This window comes from Lentzea pudingi (assembly GCF_014646255.1).
GTDB lineage: Bacteria > Actinomycetota > Actinomycetes > Mycobacteriales > Pseudonocardiaceae > Lentzea > Lentzea pudingi.
The window spans coordinates 314,808-333,340 of record NZ_BMNC01000006.1 but is presented as its reverse complement, the minus strand read 5'-3'; the positions used below and the strand labels follow the sequence as shown (position 1 = coordinate 333,340).

19 protein-coding genes are annotated in these 18,533 nt (G+C 67.9%); 5 read left to right on the top strand and 14 right to left on the bottom strand.

The window, feature by feature from the left end; all coding sequences use genetic code 11:
- Positions 1-77 precede the first annotated feature (77 nt).
- The 3 genes from IEY88_RS23480 to IEY88_RS23470 are packed head-to-tail and all read right to left on the bottom strand — an operon-like array spanning position 78 to position 2,138.
- Positions 78-1,187: an MAB_1171c family putative transporter gene (locus tag IEY88_RS23480; RefSeq protein WP_189156958.1), complete on the bottom strand. Its 1,110-nt coding sequence runs from the start codon at positions 1,185-1,187 to the stop codon at positions 78-80.
- Positions 1,188-1,697: an ImmA/IrrE family metallo-endopeptidase gene (locus IEY88_RS23475; protein ID WP_189156957.1), complete on the bottom strand. Its 510-nt coding sequence runs from the start codon at positions 1,695-1,697 to the stop codon at positions 1,188-1,190.
- Positions 1,698-1,700: 3 nt separating this feature from the next.
- Positions 1,701-2,138: a helix-turn-helix domain-containing protein gene (locus tag IEY88_RS23470; RefSeq protein ID WP_189156956.1), complete on the bottom strand. Its 438-nt coding sequence runs from the start codon at positions 2,136-2,138 to the stop codon at positions 1,701-1,703.
- Between the two features lie 142 nt (positions 2,139-2,280).
- Between IEY88_RS23470 and IEY88_RS23465 the strand changes: the two genes are divergently transcribed.
- Positions 2,281-2,682, top strand: a complete 402-nt coding sequence (locus tag IEY88_RS23465) for a hypothetical protein (protein ID WP_189156955.1) — start codon at positions 2,281-2,283, stop codon at positions 2,680-2,682.
- Here IEY88_RS23465 and IEY88_RS23460 read toward each other — a convergent pair.
- Complete coding sequence (locus tag IEY88_RS23460) at positions 2,669-3,910, bottom strand: ThuA domain-containing protein (protein WP_229693665.1); 1,242 nt, start codon at positions 3,908-3,910, stop codon at positions 2,669-2,671. The genes IEY88_RS23465 and IEY88_RS23460 overlap by 14 nt on opposite strands.
- 83 nt (positions 3,911-3,993) lie before the next feature.
- Complete coding sequence (locus IEY88_RS23455; protein WP_189156954.1) at positions 3,994-4,821, bottom strand: lytic polysaccharide monooxygenase auxiliary activity family 9 protein; 828 nt, start codon at positions 4,819-4,821, stop codon at positions 3,994-3,996.
- Positions 4,822-4,922: 101 nt separating this feature from the next.
- Here IEY88_RS23455 and ilvA point away from each other — a divergent pair, with 101 nt between their 5' ends.
- Positions 4,923-6,158, top strand: coding sequence for a threonine ammonia-lyase IlvA (gene ilvA / locus IEY88_RS23450; protein WP_189156953.1), 1,236 nt, complete (start codon positions 4,923-4,925; stop codon positions 6,156-6,158).
- A gap of 77 nt (positions 6,159-6,235) precedes the next feature.
- On the opposite strand, the gene IEY88_RS23445 is transcribed toward ilvA, so the two are convergent.
- Together IEY88_RS23445 and IEY88_RS23440 are read right to left on the bottom strand one after the other, a co-directional pair.
- The gene (locus IEY88_RS23445) at positions 6,236-6,880 is read right to left on the bottom strand and encodes a DUF4360 domain-containing protein (protein ID WP_189156952.1); all 645 of its coding nucleotides are present in this window, start codon (positions 6,878-6,880) and stop codon (positions 6,236-6,238) included.
- Positions 6,881-6,942: 62 nt separating this feature from the next.
- Positions 6,943-7,566 carry a DUF4360 domain-containing protein gene (locus tag IEY88_RS23440; protein WP_189156951.1) on the bottom strand — a complete coding sequence of 208 codons (624 nt, stop codon included), beginning with the start codon at positions 7,564-7,566 and terminating at the stop codon, positions 6,943-6,945.
- A gap of 249 nt (positions 7,567-7,815) precedes the next feature.
- Here IEY88_RS23440 and IEY88_RS23435 point away from each other — a divergent pair, with 249 nt between their 5' ends.
- A complete protein-coding gene (locus IEY88_RS23435; protein ID WP_308426009.1) occupies positions 7,816-8,109 on the top strand; it encodes a mycoredoxin in 294 nt (97 codons plus the stop codon).
- A gap of 25 nt (positions 8,110-8,134) precedes the next feature.
- Here the strand turns inward: IEY88_RS23435 and IEY88_RS23430 are convergent, their stop codons facing one another.
- From IEY88_RS23430 to IEY88_RS23410, 5 genes are all read right to left on the bottom strand, one after another.
- A complete protein-coding gene (locus IEY88_RS23430; RefSeq protein WP_189156950.1) occupies positions 8,135-8,623 on the bottom strand; it encodes a DinB family protein in 489 nt (162 codons plus the stop codon).
- 53 nt (positions 8,624-8,676) lie between these two features.
- On the bottom strand, positions 8,677-9,741 hold the full coding sequence (locus tag IEY88_RS23425; RefSeq protein ID WP_229693722.1) for a glycoside hydrolase family 19 protein: 1,065 nt from the start codon (positions 9,739-9,741) through the stop codon (positions 8,677-8,679).
- Positions 9,742-9,863: 122 nt separating this feature from the next.
- Positions 9,864-10,553, bottom strand: a complete 690-nt coding sequence (locus tag IEY88_RS23420) for a chitinase (protein ID WP_189156949.1) — start codon at positions 10,551-10,553, stop codon at positions 9,864-9,866.
- 118 nt (positions 10,554-10,671) lie between these two features.
- Positions 10,672-11,055, bottom strand: coding sequence for a VOC family protein (locus IEY88_RS23415; protein ID WP_189156948.1), 384 nt, complete (start codon positions 11,053-11,055; stop codon positions 10,672-10,674).
- A 40-nt stretch (positions 11,056-11,095) separates the two neighbouring features.
- Positions 11,096-12,307 carry a BNR-4 repeat-containing protein gene (locus tag IEY88_RS23410; RefSeq protein WP_189156947.1) on the bottom strand — a complete coding sequence of 404 codons (1,212 nt, stop codon included), beginning with the start codon at positions 12,305-12,307 and terminating at the stop codon, positions 11,096-11,098.
- Between the two features lie 104 nt (positions 12,308-12,411).
- Between IEY88_RS23410 and IEY88_RS23405 the strand changes: the two genes are divergently transcribed.
- Complete coding sequence (locus IEY88_RS23405; RefSeq protein ID WP_189156946.1) at positions 12,412-15,606, top strand: GH92 family glycosyl hydrolase; 3,195 nt, start codon at positions 12,412-12,414, stop codon at positions 15,604-15,606.
- Here IEY88_RS23405 and IEY88_RS23400 read toward each other — a convergent pair.
- Positions 15,554-16,750: an acyltransferase family protein gene (locus tag IEY88_RS23400; RefSeq protein WP_189156945.1), complete on the bottom strand. Its 1,197-nt coding sequence runs from the start codon at positions 16,748-16,750 to the stop codon at positions 15,554-15,556. The two genes, IEY88_RS23405 and IEY88_RS23400, sit on opposite strands and share 53 nt — an antisense overlap.
- On the opposite strand from IEY88_RS23400, the gene IEY88_RS23395 reads away from it, so the two are divergent.
- The gene (locus tag IEY88_RS23395; protein WP_189156944.1) at positions 16,689-17,582 is read left to right on the top strand and encodes a phosphotransferase; all 894 of its coding nucleotides are present in this window, start codon (positions 16,689-16,691) and stop codon (positions 17,580-17,582) included. The two genes, IEY88_RS23400 and IEY88_RS23395, sit on opposite strands and share 62 nt — an antisense overlap.
- Here the strand turns inward: IEY88_RS23395 and IEY88_RS23390 are convergent.
- Positions 17,577-18,485 (bottom strand): RluA family pseudouridine synthase, encoded by a 909-nt coding sequence (locus IEY88_RS23390; RefSeq protein WP_189156943.1) that lies wholly within the window; start codon positions 18,483-18,485, stop codon positions 17,577-17,579. The two genes, IEY88_RS23395 and IEY88_RS23390, sit on opposite strands and share 6 nt — an antisense overlap.
- Between the last annotated feature and the right edge of the window lie 48 nt (positions 18,486-18,533).

Here is an 18,533-nt window from a genome sequence, read left to right as displayed (position 1 = left end):
GACCATAGGCCGTGTCGGGTCAATCCGTTCGATGAGAGTCACGTCTGAGCGGACGGATTGACCCGACACGGCCTAGCTCAGCGCAACGACACCGCGAGTCTTTCCAGCTCCCGCACGTCCGCCTCCATGCCTTCGTCCTCGGGAACGGCCAGCGCGATCGGCAGCCGCATGGTGACCGTCCCCGACCGGCGCGTCTCCAGTCCCATCCGCAGCCGTGCGGCCAGCGGCAGTTCCTCGGGGGTCTCGGCGACGTACGGGCTGATCCGCACGAGCCCGTCCCGGCACTCGATCACGCGCCGGTAGTAGCGCCGATGGACACCTCGGAGCGAGAACGCGTCCCGGCGCGACGGCACGCGGTGCAGGGCGTCCTCGGGGAACGACTCGTGCAGCAACGTCCACAGTGGAGCAAGCCGGTGGTACGCGCGCAGGTGCCGCAGCCACAGGCGGGTGGCCGCGAACCGCATCGCGGCGATCGGGTAGATCACGCCGACGACGCAGAGCAGCACGCCCGGCAGCAGGAAGAACACGGCGGCGGTCAGCAGCCAGCGGGGGAGTGGCTCGCCGAAGTAGCGGGAGACGTTGGAGGACACGAAGATCGCGTCCGCCGGCACGAGCAGCGCGAATCCGGTCGACGCGATCAGCAGGCCGCGCCGCAACCGGGGTTCGGCGTCACGGGCGTACCGCCGGGCCCACACGAACATCGTCGCGAAGCCGTAGAGCAGATAACCGTTGCCCAGCGCGTAGAACACCGTGATCGCGAGGACCCCAGTCGGGCCGCCGCCCAGCGAGTTCGGCACGCGCGCCGCCGCCACCCGCAGGTCCTCCGGGATCGCGAGCACGGCCCACGTCATGACGCTGATGCACAGCACCAGGGGCGCGAGCTGGAGCAACGCCTGCCGCTTCGCACGAGCGTCGTCCAGCGCGGAGAAGATGAAGAAGCAGATCAGGCCGTACACGCCGATCTGCAGCATCGAGTGCTGGACCAGCTGGCACACCATCGGGTCGAGACCGAGGAACCACCGCCCGCCGGCCGCCGCCCGTCCGAACGGGTAGCCGACCGCCCAGCCCGCCACCAGCGCCGTCACCGACCGCAGGCGGGGGTCACGAGGGCGGCGCGCCAGCAGGTACAGCACCACGGCCAGGGCGGAGATCGCGACGACGCCCTGCGTCTCCTTCAGGTACTCCACCTACAACCACCCCAGGCGGTCGGCGAGCGAGGACGACATGCGGCGCGCGGGACCCTCCGACGCGCGTGGTGCCACCGCGTCCAGCACCGACGCCCACTCCAGGATGATCGTCGCGACCGTCTCGGCCTCGCGTTCGTGCTCGGAGTCGTAGGACGTGCGCCGCAACGCCCGCCGCACCGCGTCCGGTTCGAGGTCGGGGTAGAGGCCCGTGACCAGGTCGTCCTGCTCGTCGCTCGTGTGACCGGCCAGCAGGTGGCCGAGCTCGTGCAGGATGATGTGGTTCTGGTGCGCCTTCGACGTCTCCTGCTGGTACAGGATGTAGTCGGCCTGGGCGGTCGCGATCCACACGCCGTACGGGCCGGGCACCGGGATCGGGTGCGCGATCAGCCGGATCGGCTTGCCGCGCTGGTCACCGACGCGGCGGCAGAGCTCCGCGACGTCGAGCGGTGGCTGGATGTCCAGCTCGTTCAGCAGGCGGCGGCACCGCCTGCGCAGTTCTCGTTCGGCCACGGGTCACCCCTCGCCGCGCTCGGCCTGTTCCTGCCGGTAGACGACGTCGAGCAGTTCCATGACCAGGCGGCGGCGGTCCGGCGACAGTTCCCCCGCGCGCATCGCCATGAGCTGCGCGTCGCTGCCCGAGGCGATCTCCTGCAGGCGCGACTGCTCGTCCTGCAACGACTTCAGCTGCTCGTCGACGCGGTCGGTGACCTCGTCGTCGAAGAAGTAGCTCACGGGCACACCGAAGAAGCCTGCCAGGGCCTGCAGGTGCTTGAACGTCGGGTTGTCCTTCTTGGCCTTGCGCAGCTGCCAGATGTAGCTCTGGGAGATGGTCACGCCGGTGTCCGCGATGGCGGCCGCCACCTGCTCGTTGCTGTACTCCTGGCCGGAACGGGCGGTGTAGCGGGCGAAGAGGTGGTTGAGCCTGTCGGCCAGGGAGCGTTCCCCCGCCATCGCCGCCTCCCCAGTCGCGCGCAGTAGCGTCTCCACCCACGGAAAGGGCTATCCGGGTGAGTGGATTTTCGCCAGTTGAAAGCCCTCCAACGGCCAACATAGACTCCGCCCGTCCCTGTCTCAACTTCGGAGGATCTGGGAGATGGCGCTTGCTGAACGACAGGGGTCGTTCCACCGCTCGGTGATCGACGTCGTCTACAAGACCATGGACCAGCTCGCCCAGGCCGACGCGCCCCACGAGGTCTTCGCGCTGCGCGAGCGGCTTCGTGACGCGCTGCCGTGGTGGCGGGGGCTGCTGCGGATGCACGAGCCCAACGAGCGGCATCGGTGCCGGTCCTGTCGTGCCTGGTACGGGCGGCACCGCGCGTGGCCCTGCCCGGTGTGGCGGGACGCGGTGCAGGCGCTGCACCAGCTCAACGACATGTACGGGTTCCTCGGGGCACCGCACGCGGGTGACCCGGTTCCCGCGGAACGGGTGGTCGTGAGCGGTTCCGGCCGCCTCGACGACCAGAACCGCTCACGGTCCTCACCTAACCGATCTTGAAGCTCTGCGCGGCGGAGCCGTTGCAGGTCGCCTGGACGAGCTGCACCCCGTCGGCCGCACTGGCGGGCGCCGACAGGCACTTGTTCGAGTGCCTCGCCGTGATCGTCGAGTAGCCGTCCGCTCCCGTCGTCACGCGCCACTGCTGGTTGGTGCCGCCACCGTAGGTCCAGAGGTGGATGCCGGCGTTGTCGGCGGTGGACACGTTGCTCACGTCCAGCACCTTGGCCGAGTCGTTGCGGTACTCGACGCGGGAGTAGCCGTCGGTCGTCGCCACCGCGCGGAAGTTCTGCGCCGTGGTGCCATTGCACGCGTACTGCTGGATGACGGTGCCGTTGTCCACGCCCGCGGCGGCGGCGTCGACGCACTTGCCGTTGCCGCGGTTGACGACCGTCTTCCACTCACCCTGTGGCGGCGGGGTGCCGCCACCGCCCAGCCACAGCAGGCTGTCGATGAGGAAGTTGTTCTGGGTCTGGCTCGCGAACGTGGACGACAGCGGCTTGTTCGCCGCGTAGTCCATGGCGTTGTGGCCGAAGTTCGCGTAGATCATCTTGTAGTTCTTGTTCGTCCACATGATGGGGTAGTAGCCGCTGCGCCACTGCTGGTTCGGGTCGGTGCCGAGCGGGAAGCTCGACGGGTCGACGCTCGCCAGGACCTGGACGTTCGGGTTCTGCCGCAGGTCGCGGTCCCAGCTGTACCACTCGCTGACGGCCGAGGCGAACCGCTCGGGCAGCCTGAGCGTCGACGGGTGGGTGCGGGTCTCCACCTTCAGCACCGCGGTGGTCGGGCCCCACGTGTTGCTGACGAAGTTCCCCTTGGCCAGGAACGTGTTGTGGTACCACGACCACTCGTTCGCGTTCTGGGTGAACGCGCTGACGTGGAAGCCGAAGAACCCGCCGCCCGCCTCGACGTAGCGCTGGAAGCCGGCGCGTGCCGCGGACCCGGTGGGCGCGTCGTCGAGGAAGACCACGACCTGCGCCTGGGCCGGTGTGAGGGTGTTGAGCCGGTTCCAGTCGGTGGTCGACTCGTAGGTGAAGCCGTTCTCCTGGCCCGCGCGGGTGAGCCACGGGTTCGCCTCTTTGACGAACGCGATGTGCGCCGCGTCCCAGGTGCCGTTGTAGAACGCCAGCACCTTGAACGGTGCCGCTTGTGCCGTGTTCGATGCCGAGAGAGAAACCGGGACGAGTGTGGCGGCGAGCATTGCCAGTAGCGCCAACAGTTTTCGAGCCATCGGGTACACACCTTCGTGTAGCAGGGGTTGCGCGCCCGAAGATCATCGTAGGGAAGGTCTAGACCTGTTGGGGACCGGGACGTTCACAGAATTCTTTTGCGCCACAACATGAAGCCGCCGAGCACGGCGAGCCCGCCCAGTGCCGCGACCACGGCCGCCATGCCGAACCTCGTCGCGTCCGAAGGAGGCTGTTCGGCACTCGACGCAACGGGAACCGGCTTCGGGATGCTCGACCTCGGCGCGGACGGCTTGGTCGACGGCGCGGCGGACTGGCTCGTCCTCTGGGTGGGAGGCGCGGCCTTCACGGGTGGTGCGGCGGGTGCCTGCTGGGCCACGGGCGGTGCCGGTTTCACCGCTGCCGCGATCTCCACGTCCGTGCACGAGTAGTAGGTGTCGGGCGTGTCCGTGTTCTGCCACACCGTGTAGATCAGGTGGCGGCCGGTGCGGTCCTTCGGCAGCTGCACCTTGAACTCGTAGGAGCCGTTCACGAGCGGGGGCGAGGGCACGGTGAGGAACTGGTCGAGGTCCGCCCACCGCAGCGGCTGGTTCGGCGTGTAGCCGGCGCGCGTGACGTAGAAGCGGAACGAACCCTGGTGCGGGATCGTCGCCTTGTACGTGAAGCCGGTGCTCTTGAGCTTGGTCGCCGGCCACTCGGCGCTCGGCGCGTCCAGCCCGGCATACCTGGCCAGGCCCGCGCTGCACAGCTTGCCGTCCGGAACCTTCGCGGCGTCCTGTCCGCGCACGTTCGGGAGCCGGATGTTGTCCCACTCCTTGGACGGCAACCCCGCCGCGATGGCGCTGCGGCAAGGCGAGGATGATGCTGTTGGCTGACCGGGTGAACACAGGAAAGCCCTGCTCGCGGGGTCGGTGGGCGCGCCATGGGCGTGCGCGGGCACAGCAGAGAGCAACATGAGCAGCGATAGCACGCCCACAAGGCGAAACACAGGCACCGCCCCCTTCCTTCTAGGGGTACGCGTGCCAGACCCAAGTCGTTCACGGAAGATGTATTGACATGTCCTTCGCTGATGAGGTGTCCGCGGCCGCAGCCCGGCTCGGTGGAGTCGCCCGCACCACGCCGCTCGAGGTGAACCAGCGGTTGTCGGAGCGGACCGGGGCGCGCGTGTGGTTCAAGCGCGAGGACCTGCAGGTCGGCCGCTCCTACAAGCTGCGCGGAGCGTTCAACCTGCTCTGCCAGACCGAGTTCGCGTTCGGTGGTGCGGTCTGCGCGTCGGCCGGCAACCACGGCCAGGGCATGGCCTACGCCTGCCGCCGCCTGGGCATCGAGGGCCGCGTGCACGTCCCGCGGACCACCCCGCGCCAGAAGCGCGACCGCATCCACGCCCTGGGCCAGGGCATGGTCCAGCTGGTCGTCGACGGCGACACCTACGACGACGCGGCCGCGCTGGCCAAGGAGTACGCCGCCGCGACCGGCGCGACCCTGGTCCCCGCCTTCGACGACCCGCGCACGGTCGCGGGCCAGGGCACCGTCGGCCTGGAGATCGTCCAGCAGCTCGGCGGCGCCCCCGACGTGGTCGTCGTGCCGATCGGCGGCGGCGGACTGCTCTCCGGCGTGGGCACGTGGTTCAAGGAACGCTTCCCGCGCACCCGCATCATCGGCGTCGAGCCGGCCGGCGCCGCCTCGATGATCGCCGCCGTCCAGGCGGGCCACCCGGTGACGCTGCCCGAGGTCGACTCGTTCGTCGACGGCGCCGCGGTCCGCCGCGCGGGCGACGTGACGTTCCCGATGGTGCGCGACAGCGGCGCCGAGCTCCTGACGGTGTCCGAGGGCGCGGTCTGCACCGAGATGCTGGAGCTGTACCAGATCGACGGCATCATCGCGGAACCCGCCGGCGCCCTGGCCTCCGCCGCACTGCTGGAGGAGATCTCCGTCGCGCCCGACTCGACCGTGGTGTGCCTGCTGTCCGGCGGCAACAACGACGTGTCGCGCTACGCCGAGATCGTCGAGCGGTCGATGATCCACCGCGGCCTGAAGCACTGGTTCCTGGTGGAGTTCCCGCAGGAGCCCGGGGCGCTGCGGCGATTCCTCGACGACGTGCTGGGCAAGGACGACGACATCGTGCAGTTCGAGTACATGAAGCGGGACAACCGGGAGACCGGGGCCGCGCTGGTGTGCATCGAGCTGGGGCGGCGTGAGGACTACGAGCTGCTGTGGGGGCGGATGAAGGAGTCCCCGCTCAAGATCCAGCACGTGGAGCCGGGGTCGACGGCGTACCGGTTCCTGATCTAGGCGGTGGCACGACGCCCCCTCCCGACAGGGGCGTGCCGGGCACCCCGGTTCGCGGAATGCCCGGCACCTAGCGGGAACTACGGCCTCGGAGGGGGACAGACCTTCCACGCGAAGTGGTAGGTCGTCTCGATGGCCCCGTCCGTCGAGTCCATCGAGATGAAGCTGGTGAGCTTCTTGTCGGAGGTGCCGGCCATGACCCGCAGCTCCGTGTTGATGTTGAAGTTCCGCTTCTCGCCACACGGGTGGTAGACGATGGCGGCCACGTCGGTCGTGTCCGTCGCCTGCCAGTCGTCGCTGAACGGGCCCTTGTAGTTGTGCTGCTTGTACTCCGTCTGCGACATGCCCTGGAAGTAGTAGTTCGCCTTCTCCAGGGCCGTGGCGCCGCGTTCGAGGTGCGCGAAGCCGCGGTAGTCGGTCGACGCGATGCCGTAGGTGAAGCCGGACGGCACGTTGACGCGCAGGTTCAGCTGGCAGTTCTTGCGGAAGTCGGTGGGCAGGGCCTGCGGGCCGACCTGAGCCATGAACTCGCTGTAGGTGACGGTGAACGCCTTGTTGTCCGGGCTGACGGCCACGGCGGCCGTTCCCGCCCGGCAGCCGGAGCCGTTGATGGTCACGACGTCGATGGTGATGTGGTCCGGCGGGGGGACGTCACCGGGGGCGCCGCCGGGCGGGACGATGATCGTCGACATCGCGAACACGGCCGCGGCCACTGTGTTGAGCATGGGGCACCTTTCCGTCGGGGTTGTTCAACGAAATGAACGGGCGGCGGCTGTCGGTGCCTGGGTCAGCAGCGCTTCCAGGAGAACTGGTACTTCGTGCTCACGCTGCTGTCCGTGGAATCCATCGTCATGAAGCTGTTCGCCTTCGACGCTGTTCCCGCGTTCACGCGCAGTTCGGTGTTGATGTTCAGGTGCCGGACTTCTCCGCAGGGCGCGTAGATGATTTCCGAGACCGTCGCGCGGTCGGTCGCCTGCCAGTTGTCGCTCTTCGGGCCGGTGAACGTGTGGCTGCGGCTCGAGCCCTGCGACATGCCCTGGAAGTAGTAGTTCCCCTTCTCCGTGCCCGTCGCGCCCTGCTGCAGGTTGGCGAACCCGCGGTAGTCGGCCTGGGCGATGCCGAACGTGAAGCCCTGCGGGTAGCTCACCCTGATGTTGAGCTGGCAGTTCTTGCGGAAGTCGGTGGGGCCGGAGCCCTGACCGGCCTGCGCGAGGTATTGGCTGTATGTGACTGTGAACGCCGTGCGGTCGTCCGCGGCCGCGACGGCCGCGGTGCCGGCGGGACAGCCGGAACCGTTCACGGTGACGACGTCGATCGTCACGAAATCGGGAACTTCGGGTGCTGCGTGGGCGGCCGGCGCGGTCAGGACCGCGGACAGCGCGAGGGCAGCAGCCGCCACCGTTTTCAGCATGGCCAGCCTTTCCGTTCATGACTGCGGTGAGCGGCGGCGGAATTCAGACGATATCGGAAACCCTGCGTCATGATGGGCCGCCGATTGGGTGACTGAATTCGTAGGTGGTGTTCGGGCGAATGCACGACGAATTGCACGGCCGAAATTCTCGGACGCGCGCGAACTATGCTGACCCACGGTTACGGGAATTGACCTGACGATTGCCTGACGATCCCGCCGGCACCCCGGGGAAGAAGCGCCCCTCGCCGGGTGTTGACTCTGGTGACACCGTCCGACCCCGACGAGGAGTGCGCCCTGATGGCTCCCGACCAGCTGACCGTCTACTCGACCTCGTGGTGCGGCTACTGCCGCATCCTGAAGAGCTCGCTCGACCGCGAAGGCATCGAGTACGTCGAGATCAACATCGAGGAGACGCCGGGAGCGGCCGACTTCGTGATGGAGGTGAACGGCGGCAACCGCACGGTGCCCACCGTCCACTTCCCGAACGGCGCGGCGCTCACCAACCCGTCGCTGGCGCAGGTGAAGGAGCAGCTCGCGGCCTGAGGTCCTGCCCTTGCGAGGACAGCGCCTACTCGTACAGAAACGCTGTGGTCGACTGACCGTCGAGCGTCTCCCGGATGATGTCCGCGTGGCCCGCGTGCTGCGCGGTCTCCCGGATGATGTGCAGCACGATCCGCCGGATCGACATGGGCTGCGGGTTCTCGTCCCACGGCGCCGAGGGCAGCGGTACGAGCTTGTCGAGAGAGGCGGTGCGCACGGCCTCGTCGGTCGCGCGCGCCGCCTCGTCGTACGACGCGAGAAGTTCCTCGAAGTCGTCGCCCGTCCAGGTGTACTGGTCGAAGTCCAGCATGCCGGGCGGGGGGAGGGGCTGTTCGGTCAGGATGTGGGTCCAGCCGCGCTCACACCAGGTGAGGTGCTTGAGCAACCCACCCAGCGTGAGCCCGCTGACCGTCGTCCGCTTCACCGCGTCGGCCGGGGTGAGACCCCGCACGGTGACCCGGAAGGTCCTGCGCTGGTCGTTCAGTTCGTGCAGCAGATCGGTGAGCTCCATGGTCATGCAGTGAAGCTATGACCGAACTAGGACCGCTCAAGTCCTAGTCAGGACAACCACTAGCAGTAGAGGTTGCCGCCGGGGGCCACACCGATGGTGCCGGTGATCCGGTTGTAGTTGTTGACGCGGCTCTGGACCTGCGCCGGGTTGCGCCCGTCGCACTCCAGCGATCCGTTGATGCTGCGGATCGTCTGGCCGAACCCGGCGCCGTTGACCATCGCGTCGTGCGCGGTCATGGTGCCGGGGCCGCGCTGCGTCATCCAGTACCAGATCGCCGTCCGCCACGCGGTCGTGGAGTTCTGCGCCACCTGGTACGGGTTCTGCAGCAGGTTCAGGCCCAGGTAGTCACCGGCGGCCTTGTAGTTGAAGTTCCACGACAGCTGGATCGGACCGCGGCCGTAGTAGGCGTAGGTGCCGGCAGGGCAGCCGTAGGGCTGGCTCTCGTCGCAGAGGTCGTTGTTCTTGTTGATCTCTTCGATGTAGACGAAGTTGCCGGTCTCGTGCGCGGTGTTCGCGAGGAACGCCGCGACTTCCTGCTTCTTCACCGTGTCGCTGCCGGACGTGCCGAACGCGGGGATGGTGCGTGCCGCGTCGACGAAGCCCTGGTAGGTGTAGAAGCTGTTGCGGCCGGAGAACAAGCTGTTGAACTGGGACTCGCTGATGGGGAAGCCGGTGCCCGGTTCTCCGCCACCGCCGCAGTTGTGCGGCTCCCAGAACCACGTCGAGATCGTCGGGTCGTAGCCGGGGTTGTCGTGCTCGGCGATGTAGTAGGAGCCGTTGTACTTCACGATGTTGCCGGTGTAGTACTGCCGGCCCGCGACCCAGTCGGTGGCGCTGGTGCAGGTACCGCCGCCGCCACCTCCACCGCCGTCACAGCTCGTCGGCTCCCAGAACCAGGTGGAGATCGTCGGGTCGTAGCCGGGGTTGTCGTGCTCGGCGATGTAGTAGGAACCGTTGTACTTCACGATGTTGCCCGTGTAGTACTGCCGGCCGGCAACCCAGTCGGTGAACGAGCAGGCCTGCGCGGACACTTCCGCCTGGGATGACGCGGTCGGTGCGATGACGGCCACGGTCGCCGCCATCGCCACCGCCGCGAGAGACGCCAGAATTCGTTTTCTCAGCAAGGTCACTCACTCCTGGAGTCTTGCGCCCGGAGGATCAGGTATGTGAACAACGCTGAGGTTGGCACCACTGGTCCAGACCAGTCAAGGGTCTAGACCTATTTCTCCGGCTGGAGTATTCACGACTAGCAGTAGAGGTTCGATCCCGTTGCCACGCCGATGATGCCGGTGAACGAGCGGTACTTCGAGACGCGGCTCTCCACCGTGCCGGGGTTGCGCCCGTCGCACTCCAGTGATCCGTTGATGCTGCGGATCGTCTGGCCGAAGCCGCGCGAGTTGACCATCGCGTTGTGCGGGGTCATGGTGCCGGGGCCGTTCTGCGTCATCCAGTACCAGATCGCGGTCTTCCACGACGTGGTGGCGTTGGTGGCCACCTGGTCCGGGTTGTTCAGCAGGTTGATGCCGAGGTAGTCGCCGGCCGCCTTGTAGTTGTAGTTCCACGACAGCTGGATCGGGCCGCGGCCGTAGTACTGCCTGGTCCCGGCGGGGCAGCCGTAGGGCTTGCTCTCGTCGCAGTAGTCGCCGCTCTGGTTGATCTCGCGGATGTAGTACAGGCCGCCGGTCTCGTGCGAGACGTTGGCGAGGAACGCCGCGAGCTCCTGCTTCTTCACCGTCTCGCTGCCCTGGTTCGCGAAGGAACCCGACCAGTTGATCGCGTTCCTCAGGCCGGTGTAGGTGTAGAAGCTGTTGCGGGACGGGAACATGCGGTTGAACTGCGCTTCGGTGACGATGAACGGCGCTGCCGTCGCCGGCTGAACGAGCGTGAAGACGCCGATCAGCGCGACGATCAGGGCGGCGGCGCGTGTCCGGAACATGGGGACCAACTCCTCGGAGCATCTGCGCGCCCACTGTGTGTTACCGCTCTCACGGTGGCAGGCGGGAACTCCGAGCACAAGAGGTGGTCTATACCTTTTAGATACGTGAACCAGTTCGTCAGGAGCCGGAACCGTACGGGCGGGTGATGATCTCCAATGCGTGGCCGTCCGGGTCGTTCCAGTAGACGCCGCGGCCACCGTCGTTGGTGTTGATCTGCCCCGGCGCGCTGTGGAACGGGTCGGCCCAGTAGTCGAGGCCGCGCTCCTGGATGCGGCCGAAGATCTCGTCGAACTCCTCCTCGGTCACCAGGAACGCGTAGTGCTGCTCGGTGATCGGACCCCGCGCGGTCATGTAGTCGAGGGAGACGCCGTTCGCGACCTCGACGACGAGGAACGGGCCGTAGCGCACCGGGTCCGGCAGGCCGAGCAGTTCGGTGAGGAAGCGGGCGGAGTGGTTCTGGTCGCTGACGTGGACGATGGTGTGGTTGAGCTGTACGGGCATGACACCTGCTTACTCCAGATGTCATGCCCGCGCAGCGGTTTTACGCCCTGATCGAGAACACCGGCCACGTACCGGTGTGGTTGGTCTTGCGGGTCTCGTGGTCGATCGTGCTGGCGATCAGGTCGCCCGGCCGGTTCTCGACGAAGTTCGCGTAGAACGTCGTGTCGGCGCCGGCCGAGTACGGCACCGCCAGGTCGTGCTTCGTCGTCACCGCACCACCCGGCGTCCACGACTTCACCAGCAGCCGCTTGCGATCCTTGCTGGCGTAGGAGAAGTCCACGCCGTTGCCGGTCGCGACGAGGTCCTTGAACAACGACGTCGACGTGTCGACCGTCGTGGAAGTCCAAGTGCCACCGGCGAAACGGGCGAGCACGATCCTCGTGCTGTTGCTGGTGTGCACGCCGTAGCCCAGCACGAGCGAGCCGTCGTTCAACGGCACCGTCACCGGGTTCTCCTCCGGCAACGTCTTGTCCGCCGGCAGGTCCGCCGGGTTCGTCGTGACGACGCGGGCCTTGTCGGTGTCACCCGAGTCGATCACCGTGCCGAGCGACGTGCCGCCGACCGTGAACAGGTTCCCGGACGCCGTGTCGAAGTAGGCGACGTAGATGTTCTTGCCGCCGCCGTTGTGGCCCTGGGGGCCGCCGTGCAGCGACCAGGTCAGGTAGACGCGGCCGTTGCGTTGCGCCACGCCGAACGCGTACACCTCGGCGTACCTGTCGGCCGTGCGGCCGGAGTCGATGATCGTGCGAGGCGCGGACCACGTCCTGCCGCCGTCCGTCGATTTGATCATCTTGTACATGCGGTACGGGTGGGACAGATCCGTGTTGTGGCTGTAGAACAGGTGGATCGTGTTGCCCGTGACGACCGGTTCGGGATAGGTGTTCTTGTCCGTGCTGATCGTCCGCGCGGTCCACGTGCCCGTGATCGACCGCGGCGTGGGCGCGGTGTAGAGCTGCATCGACACCGTGTGCGTGGCGCGGAAGACCGCCAGCCTGCCGTCGCCGAGCTGCGTGAGCACCGGGTAGTCGTGGTAGGCGTTGTCGTGGGTCAGGTTCAGCGTGGCGACCCGGACGGCCGCCGACCACGTGTTCGCGGCGTGGTCGAACGCCTTGACGTAGATGTCGTGCCTGGTCCCCGAGTACGTCACGAACGTCTTGTTCACCGTCGCGTCGTACACGCCCGCGCCGTTGGTGCGCAGGCACCCGTAGACGCTCGCTGTGGTGACGGTGTCGAGGGTGGGTGCGGCCTGCACCGGCTGACAAAACGCGACAAGAAGCAGCAACACTGCGGCCAAAGCGCGCATCGCCGACCTCCGATGGGTGTCGGGGCGGCGACGATCGGACAATACTGCCTCCTATGCGGACACTGGTTGTAGCGGGGCTGTTACTGGGTCTGGCGGTCCCCGCGCACGCGGCACAGGTCGACGAGGACCCTTCGTCGTTGGTGAACCCCTTCGTGGGCACGCAGAACTTCGGCAACACCTTTCCCGGCGCCTCGGTGCCGTTCGGAATGGTGCAGGTCAGCCCTGACACGGGAGGTCAGGGCGGGTACGACTACAAGGCCACCTCCATCTACGGCTTCTCGCAGACGCACCTGTCCGGTGTGGGCTGCGGCGTCATGGGCGAGCTGCCGGTCATGCCGACGGTCGGGTCCGTTGACAACGTTGACATCAACGGATACAAGTCGGACTTCAGCCATTCGGACGAAGCCGCTCAGCCCGGGTACTACCGCGTCGGGCTCCCGAGGTACGGCGTGAACGCCGAGCTCACGGCCACGCAGCGGACCGGATGGCAGCGCTACACGTTCCCCTCCTCGAACGCCGCCAACGTCCTGTTCAACACCGGACGGTCCAACCAGACGGTGCTGGACTCGGAGATCCACGTCGTCGGTGACAGAACCATCGAGGGCCGGGTGCGCAACGGCCGGTTCTGCGCGGGCAAGGACGAGCACACCGTGTACTTCACGGCGACGTTCGATCGCCCGTTCGCCTCCTTCGGCGCGTGGCGGGGGAGCGTTCCCACGCCGGGTGTCCGGGACGCCGCCGGCACGGGCGGGAACGGCGCCTGGGTCACGTTCGACGCGACTGCCGACCGTGACGTCGTGCTGAAGCTCGGCCTGTCGTACACCGGCATCGAGGGCGCGCGGAAGAACCTCGCGGCGGAGGCTCCGGCCCACGACTTCGACGCCACGGTGGCGGCCGCCAAGGACACGTGGAAGAAGCAGCTGGACGCCGTCAGGGTGTCGGGCGGGCCGCGTGATCGGCAGGTCGCGTTCTACACCGCGCTCTACCACTCGGTGCTGCACCCGAACCTCGCCGGCGACGTCGACGGCAGGTACATGGGCTTCGACGGGAAGGTGCGCACGGCCTCGGGCTACACGCCGTACCAGAACTTCTCGTTGTGGGACACGTATCGCCCGCAGAACCAGTTGCTGCAGATCCTCGAACCCAAGGTCGCCCGGGACGTCGCCCTGTCCGTCGTGGCCAGTGGGCGGGACGGCGGATGGTTGCCGCGCTGGGCCCTGGCGTCGTCCGAGACCAACATCATGACCGGTGACCCGGTGACGCCGTTCCTGGTCGAGGCCTGGTCCAAGGGACTGCTGAAGGGCTACGAGGAGGAGACGTACAACCTGTTGCGCGCCAACGCCACGTCGTTGCCTCCTGCTGAGTCGCCCTACAACGGACGCTCCGGCGTCACCTTCTACAACGATCGCGGCTACATCCCGTCCGGCCTGGAGCTGGGCAAGGACTGCGCGCACAAGGGCGGCGACAACGACTGCGTGCACCCGGCGTCCGCGACCCTGGAGTACTCGGCGGCCGACGCGTCACTGGCGTTGATGGCCAAGGGCCTCGGCAAGAAGGCCGACGCGCGGATGTTCGCCGATCGCGGCCAGTGGTACCGCAACCTGTGGGACGCGTCGATCGGTCAGTTCCGGCCGCGCACCGCCGCCGGCACGTGGCTGGCGCCGTACAACCCGGTGGACGCCTCGCACCAGTTCCACGAGGGCGGCGCCTACCAGTACCAGTGGCTCGTGCCGCAGGACCCCGCCGGACTCGTGTCGCTGATGGGTGGCCGCAAGGCGACGGAGAAGCGGCTCGACTCGTTCTTCGCCTACGACAAGCTGCTGATCGACCCGGCCGGCACCGCCCGGCGGGACTGGATCACCGAGCCGTACGACTACTACGGCAAGCCGACCTACAACCCGAACAACGAACCCGACCTGCTCGCGCCGTACATGTACCTGTGGTCGGGCACGCCGTCGAAGACCGCGACGGTCGTGCGGGCGGCGATGACGTTGTTCACGACCGGTCCGGACGGCATGACCGGCAACGACGACCTGGGCACGATGTCGGCGTGGTACGTCTTCTCGTCGCTGGGCATCTACCCGACGTTCAACGGCGCGGACTTCCTCGCCCTGTCCTCACCGCAGTTCGAGTCCGCGACCGTCCGAATCGGACAGTACGGCTCACAGGGCGGCACGCTGAACGTGACGGCACGAGGTGTGTCGGACACCAACCGGTACATCAAGAACGTGTCCTTCGGCGGCCGTGACGTCCGCAAGACCTGGCTGTCGTGGTCGTCGTTGCAGCGCGGCGGGAAGCTGACCCACGAGGTGTCGTCGAAGCCGTCGTCGTGGGGCACCGGACGTGGGGACGAGCCGCCGTCGCTGAACAACGGTGACGAGGACTCGCGCCGCGCGCTGTCGGCGTCGTTGCGCAGCACCGAGATCGTGCTGCCGACCTCGGAGTCCGCGCAGTCGCTGACGGTGCAGCTCGACGTGCTGGCCCAGTCGCCCGGCGCGATGTCCGTGCGGCCTCAGGTGACCGCGCCGGCCGGGTGGAAGGTGAGCGGTGCCAGGCCGTTCGTGATCGTGTCGCGGCACCTGCCGACGCAGAAGACGGTGCCGCTGACGTTCACGGTGCCCGCAGGGGTGGCGCCGGGGTCGTACGAGGTCGCCGTGCAGGTCGAGTCGGTGTCGCTGAAGGCGGTGGTCGAGGTCAAACCGGCCGCGCTGTGCGCGCTCTCGACGTGCTCGGTGGACGTGACACCGGAGCTCAACCACGATGGCACGGCGACGGTCGCCGACTCCGCGGCGGGCAACTTCGACGGCGGCGGCTGGAGCTACGACGCGGCACTGCTGCCGCCGGCCGGACCCGTCACTTGGGGCGGCATCACCTACCAGGCGCCGGACCCCACCGGCACGAAGCCGAACTTCGTCGAGGCGCACGGGCAGGGGCTCCTGCTGCCCACCGGCCAGTACTCCTGGCTGCACGTCGTGGGCTCGTCGCACAACGGACCGGTGTCGGCCGCGTTCACCGTCTGGTACACCGACGGCACCTCGGCCGAGGTCGCGGCGTCCGTGCCGGACTGGGCGGGCGGCGGCCCGGCCGTGCTGGAGATGCCGCACCGCATCAAGGCGGAGCAGGGCGTCGACGGACCGCCGGTCCGGTTGTTCGGTCAGTCGCTGAGGCTGGACGCGACCAAGACGGTCCGTTCGGTCACGCTGCCCGACGACCCGCGGGTGGAGCTGTACGCACTGACGCTGGCGTGAGCCGCGCTGGTCGGGGTGCCCCCTTGATGAACTTCTCGGCGGGCACCTCGACCAGCCGGTACAGCAGCCAGGCCGCGATCATCGACACCACGAACATCCCCAGTGCGGCGACCAGCGGGTACGCGTGCACGTCGAGGAACTTCTCGCTCACCCGGATGACGATCTGGTGGACCATGTAGAACGCGAACGACACGGTGCCCAGCCACACCATCGGCTTCGAGCGCCACGGCGACCACCTGCCGGTGAGGTCGGCGACCGCCGCGGCCGGGATCAGCAGCGCCAGGGGGATCACCGTGCCGGCGACGTACGGGAACGACGCCGGCAGGTACCACGAGCCGAGGTACGCGGCCACGAAAAGCGCGCTCGCGGGCCAGAGCCCTAGTCCGATCCACTTCTTTTGCTGGACCACTCGGGCCATTGCCATGCCCAGAATGAACTCAAGCGCGCGCACCGGCGGGAAGACGAACACGAACCAGTATTCGAGATGCCCTGGCATTGACAGTGCGATCGCCGGAACTGTCAAGATCGCGATCACCGCCGCGCTTGTGACGAGCCACGGCTTCTGCATCCGCCATTTGATCAGAAGTGGGAATGCCAGATAGAACGCCAATTCGCACGACAATGACCACGCGGGTGTGTTCAGGCCGAAGTAGACGCTTTCGCCCGGGAACCAGGACTGCGTGAGCGAGAGGTTCGCCAGGGCGGCCTCCGGGGTCACCGAGCCGGCCGCGACCAGCACGATGAACCAGGTCGCGACGTGGTTGGGGAAGATCTTCGCCGCCCGCCGCCGCCAGACGGTGACCGGTTCGGTGCCCGCTTTCGCGGACCAGGTGAGCACGAACCCGGACAGGATGAAGAAGAAGCTGACACCGGTGGCGCCCTGCCGGAACGGCACGTCCAGATACGGCCAGAGACCGGCCGCGTTGATGTGGAATCCGAACACGATGAACGCGGCGGCGAATCGCATGCCGGTCAACGACGGTAATCGCGCCAGCCTCGTTTCCTGGTTCTGCACGATCGTGGACTCGCGCCCGTGAACGCCATTGTTACAGAATTCTTCATGACTGTGGAATAGTGGGCTCATGGAACGTCTCGAGAGCGGTGTCCGGTCGCGGGTGTGGTCGGACGGCGACCGGATCGTCAAGCAGGTGGTAGGAGACCCGGCGGCGTTCGAGCGGGAGATCACGGCCCTCCGGCTCGCCGGGCACACCGGCGTGGTGCCGCGCGTCCTCGAGGTCGACCACGAGCAGCGGACCGTGGTGCTCGAACGACTGCGCTCGGACCCGCCGCGTGAGGACTGGGTGGTCGACTACGCCCGCGGCCTCGCCCGGCTGCACATGGCCACCGGGCCGGAGCACGCCGGGCTGCTGCCCCGTCAGGAGATCCCGGACCCGGCACCGTTCCTGCGGTTCGTGCGGGCGATGGGGGTCGAGATCGGCGGCGCCGAGGCCGAGCTCGTGTTCGAGGACACCGGCAGGTACGACCTGCTGCACGGGGACCCGTGCGCAGGCAACGACATGTACACCGACCAGGGCGCCCGGTTCGTCGACCTCGAAGGCGCCGCGCTGGGGGACGGGTTGGCCGAGGTCGTCTACCTCCGCATCGGCTTCCCGACCTGCGCGACCGTCACCGAGACGCCCCGCGAACTGCGTGAAGCCGCCGAACAGGCCTACTTCGAGGAACGCGGCTTCACGGCACCGCTGGAGGACGCGTGCGTGCGGTGGTTCGTGAACGGCGACGCTCTGGTGCAGCGCGCCGAGCGGGACGGCACCGACCACCTCGCGAGGGTCGTCGACGAGGACTGGTTCTGGTACAGCACGACCGCGCGCGGCCGGCTGATGTACCGGGCGCGCGTGGTGGCGTCGTTCACCGAGACCCACCCGGAGACGAGTGCGCTGGCGCGGCGGCTGCTGGAGCGGATGGGCCGGGTCTGGGAGCCGCAGCCGATCGGGACCGTCCGCACCCACGTCTCATGACCAGGCGGACAGCTCCAGCTTCGAGGTGAACGACCGCTCGACGCCCGACACCGGGTCCACGAAGGACAGGTCGCGGGCCAGCAACTGCAGCGGTGCCGAGAAGTCGTCCAGCGGGCGGTCCCGCAGCACCGGGTAGAAGTCGTCGTTCACGATCGGCACGCCGAGCCCGGACATGTGCAGCCGCAGCTGGTGGGTGCGGCCGGTCAACGGTTTCAGGTGGTACCGGCCCAGCTCGCCCCGATGCTCCACGAGGGACACGTGGGTCTCGGCGTTCGGCTCGCCGTCGACCTCGAACGCGGTGATGATGCCGCGTTCCTTGACGATCCGCGACCGCACCACGCGCGGCAGTTCGAGCGCGGGGTCGTACGGCGCGATCGCCTCGTACTCCTTGCGCACCACCCGGTCGCGGAACATCGTCTGGTACTTGCCGCGCAGCTCGCGGCGCACCACGAACAGCACGAGGCCGGCCGTGACGCGGTCCAGCCGGTGCGCGGGGGAGAGGTCCGGCAGGCCCAGCGAGTCGCGGAGCTTCACCAGCGCGGTCTGCATGATGTGGGCGCCGCGCGGGATCGTCGCGAGGAAGTGCGGCTTGTCGGTCACCACGATGTCGTCGTCCTGGTGGACCACGCCCACCTCGAACGGCACCGGCACCTCGACGGGCAGGTCGCGGTGGAACCAGATGTACGAGTCGGGCACGAACGGCGTGTCGGCGCCCAGTGGTCCGGCGACACCCCAGATCCGTTCCTCGGCCAGCATCTCGTCGACGCGTTCGGCGGCCACGCGCGGCAGCCGTTCCACGAGGTGGTCGCGCAACGACGACCAGTGGCCCTCGGGGGGCAGCTTCAACCGGGCCGCGTCCAGGCCGTGGCGCTGGGGGAGGGGGGAGGAGGGTTTGCGTCTCATCGCACCGGTCAGTCTAAATGTTCGGGAAAACCGAACGACATCGCTCGA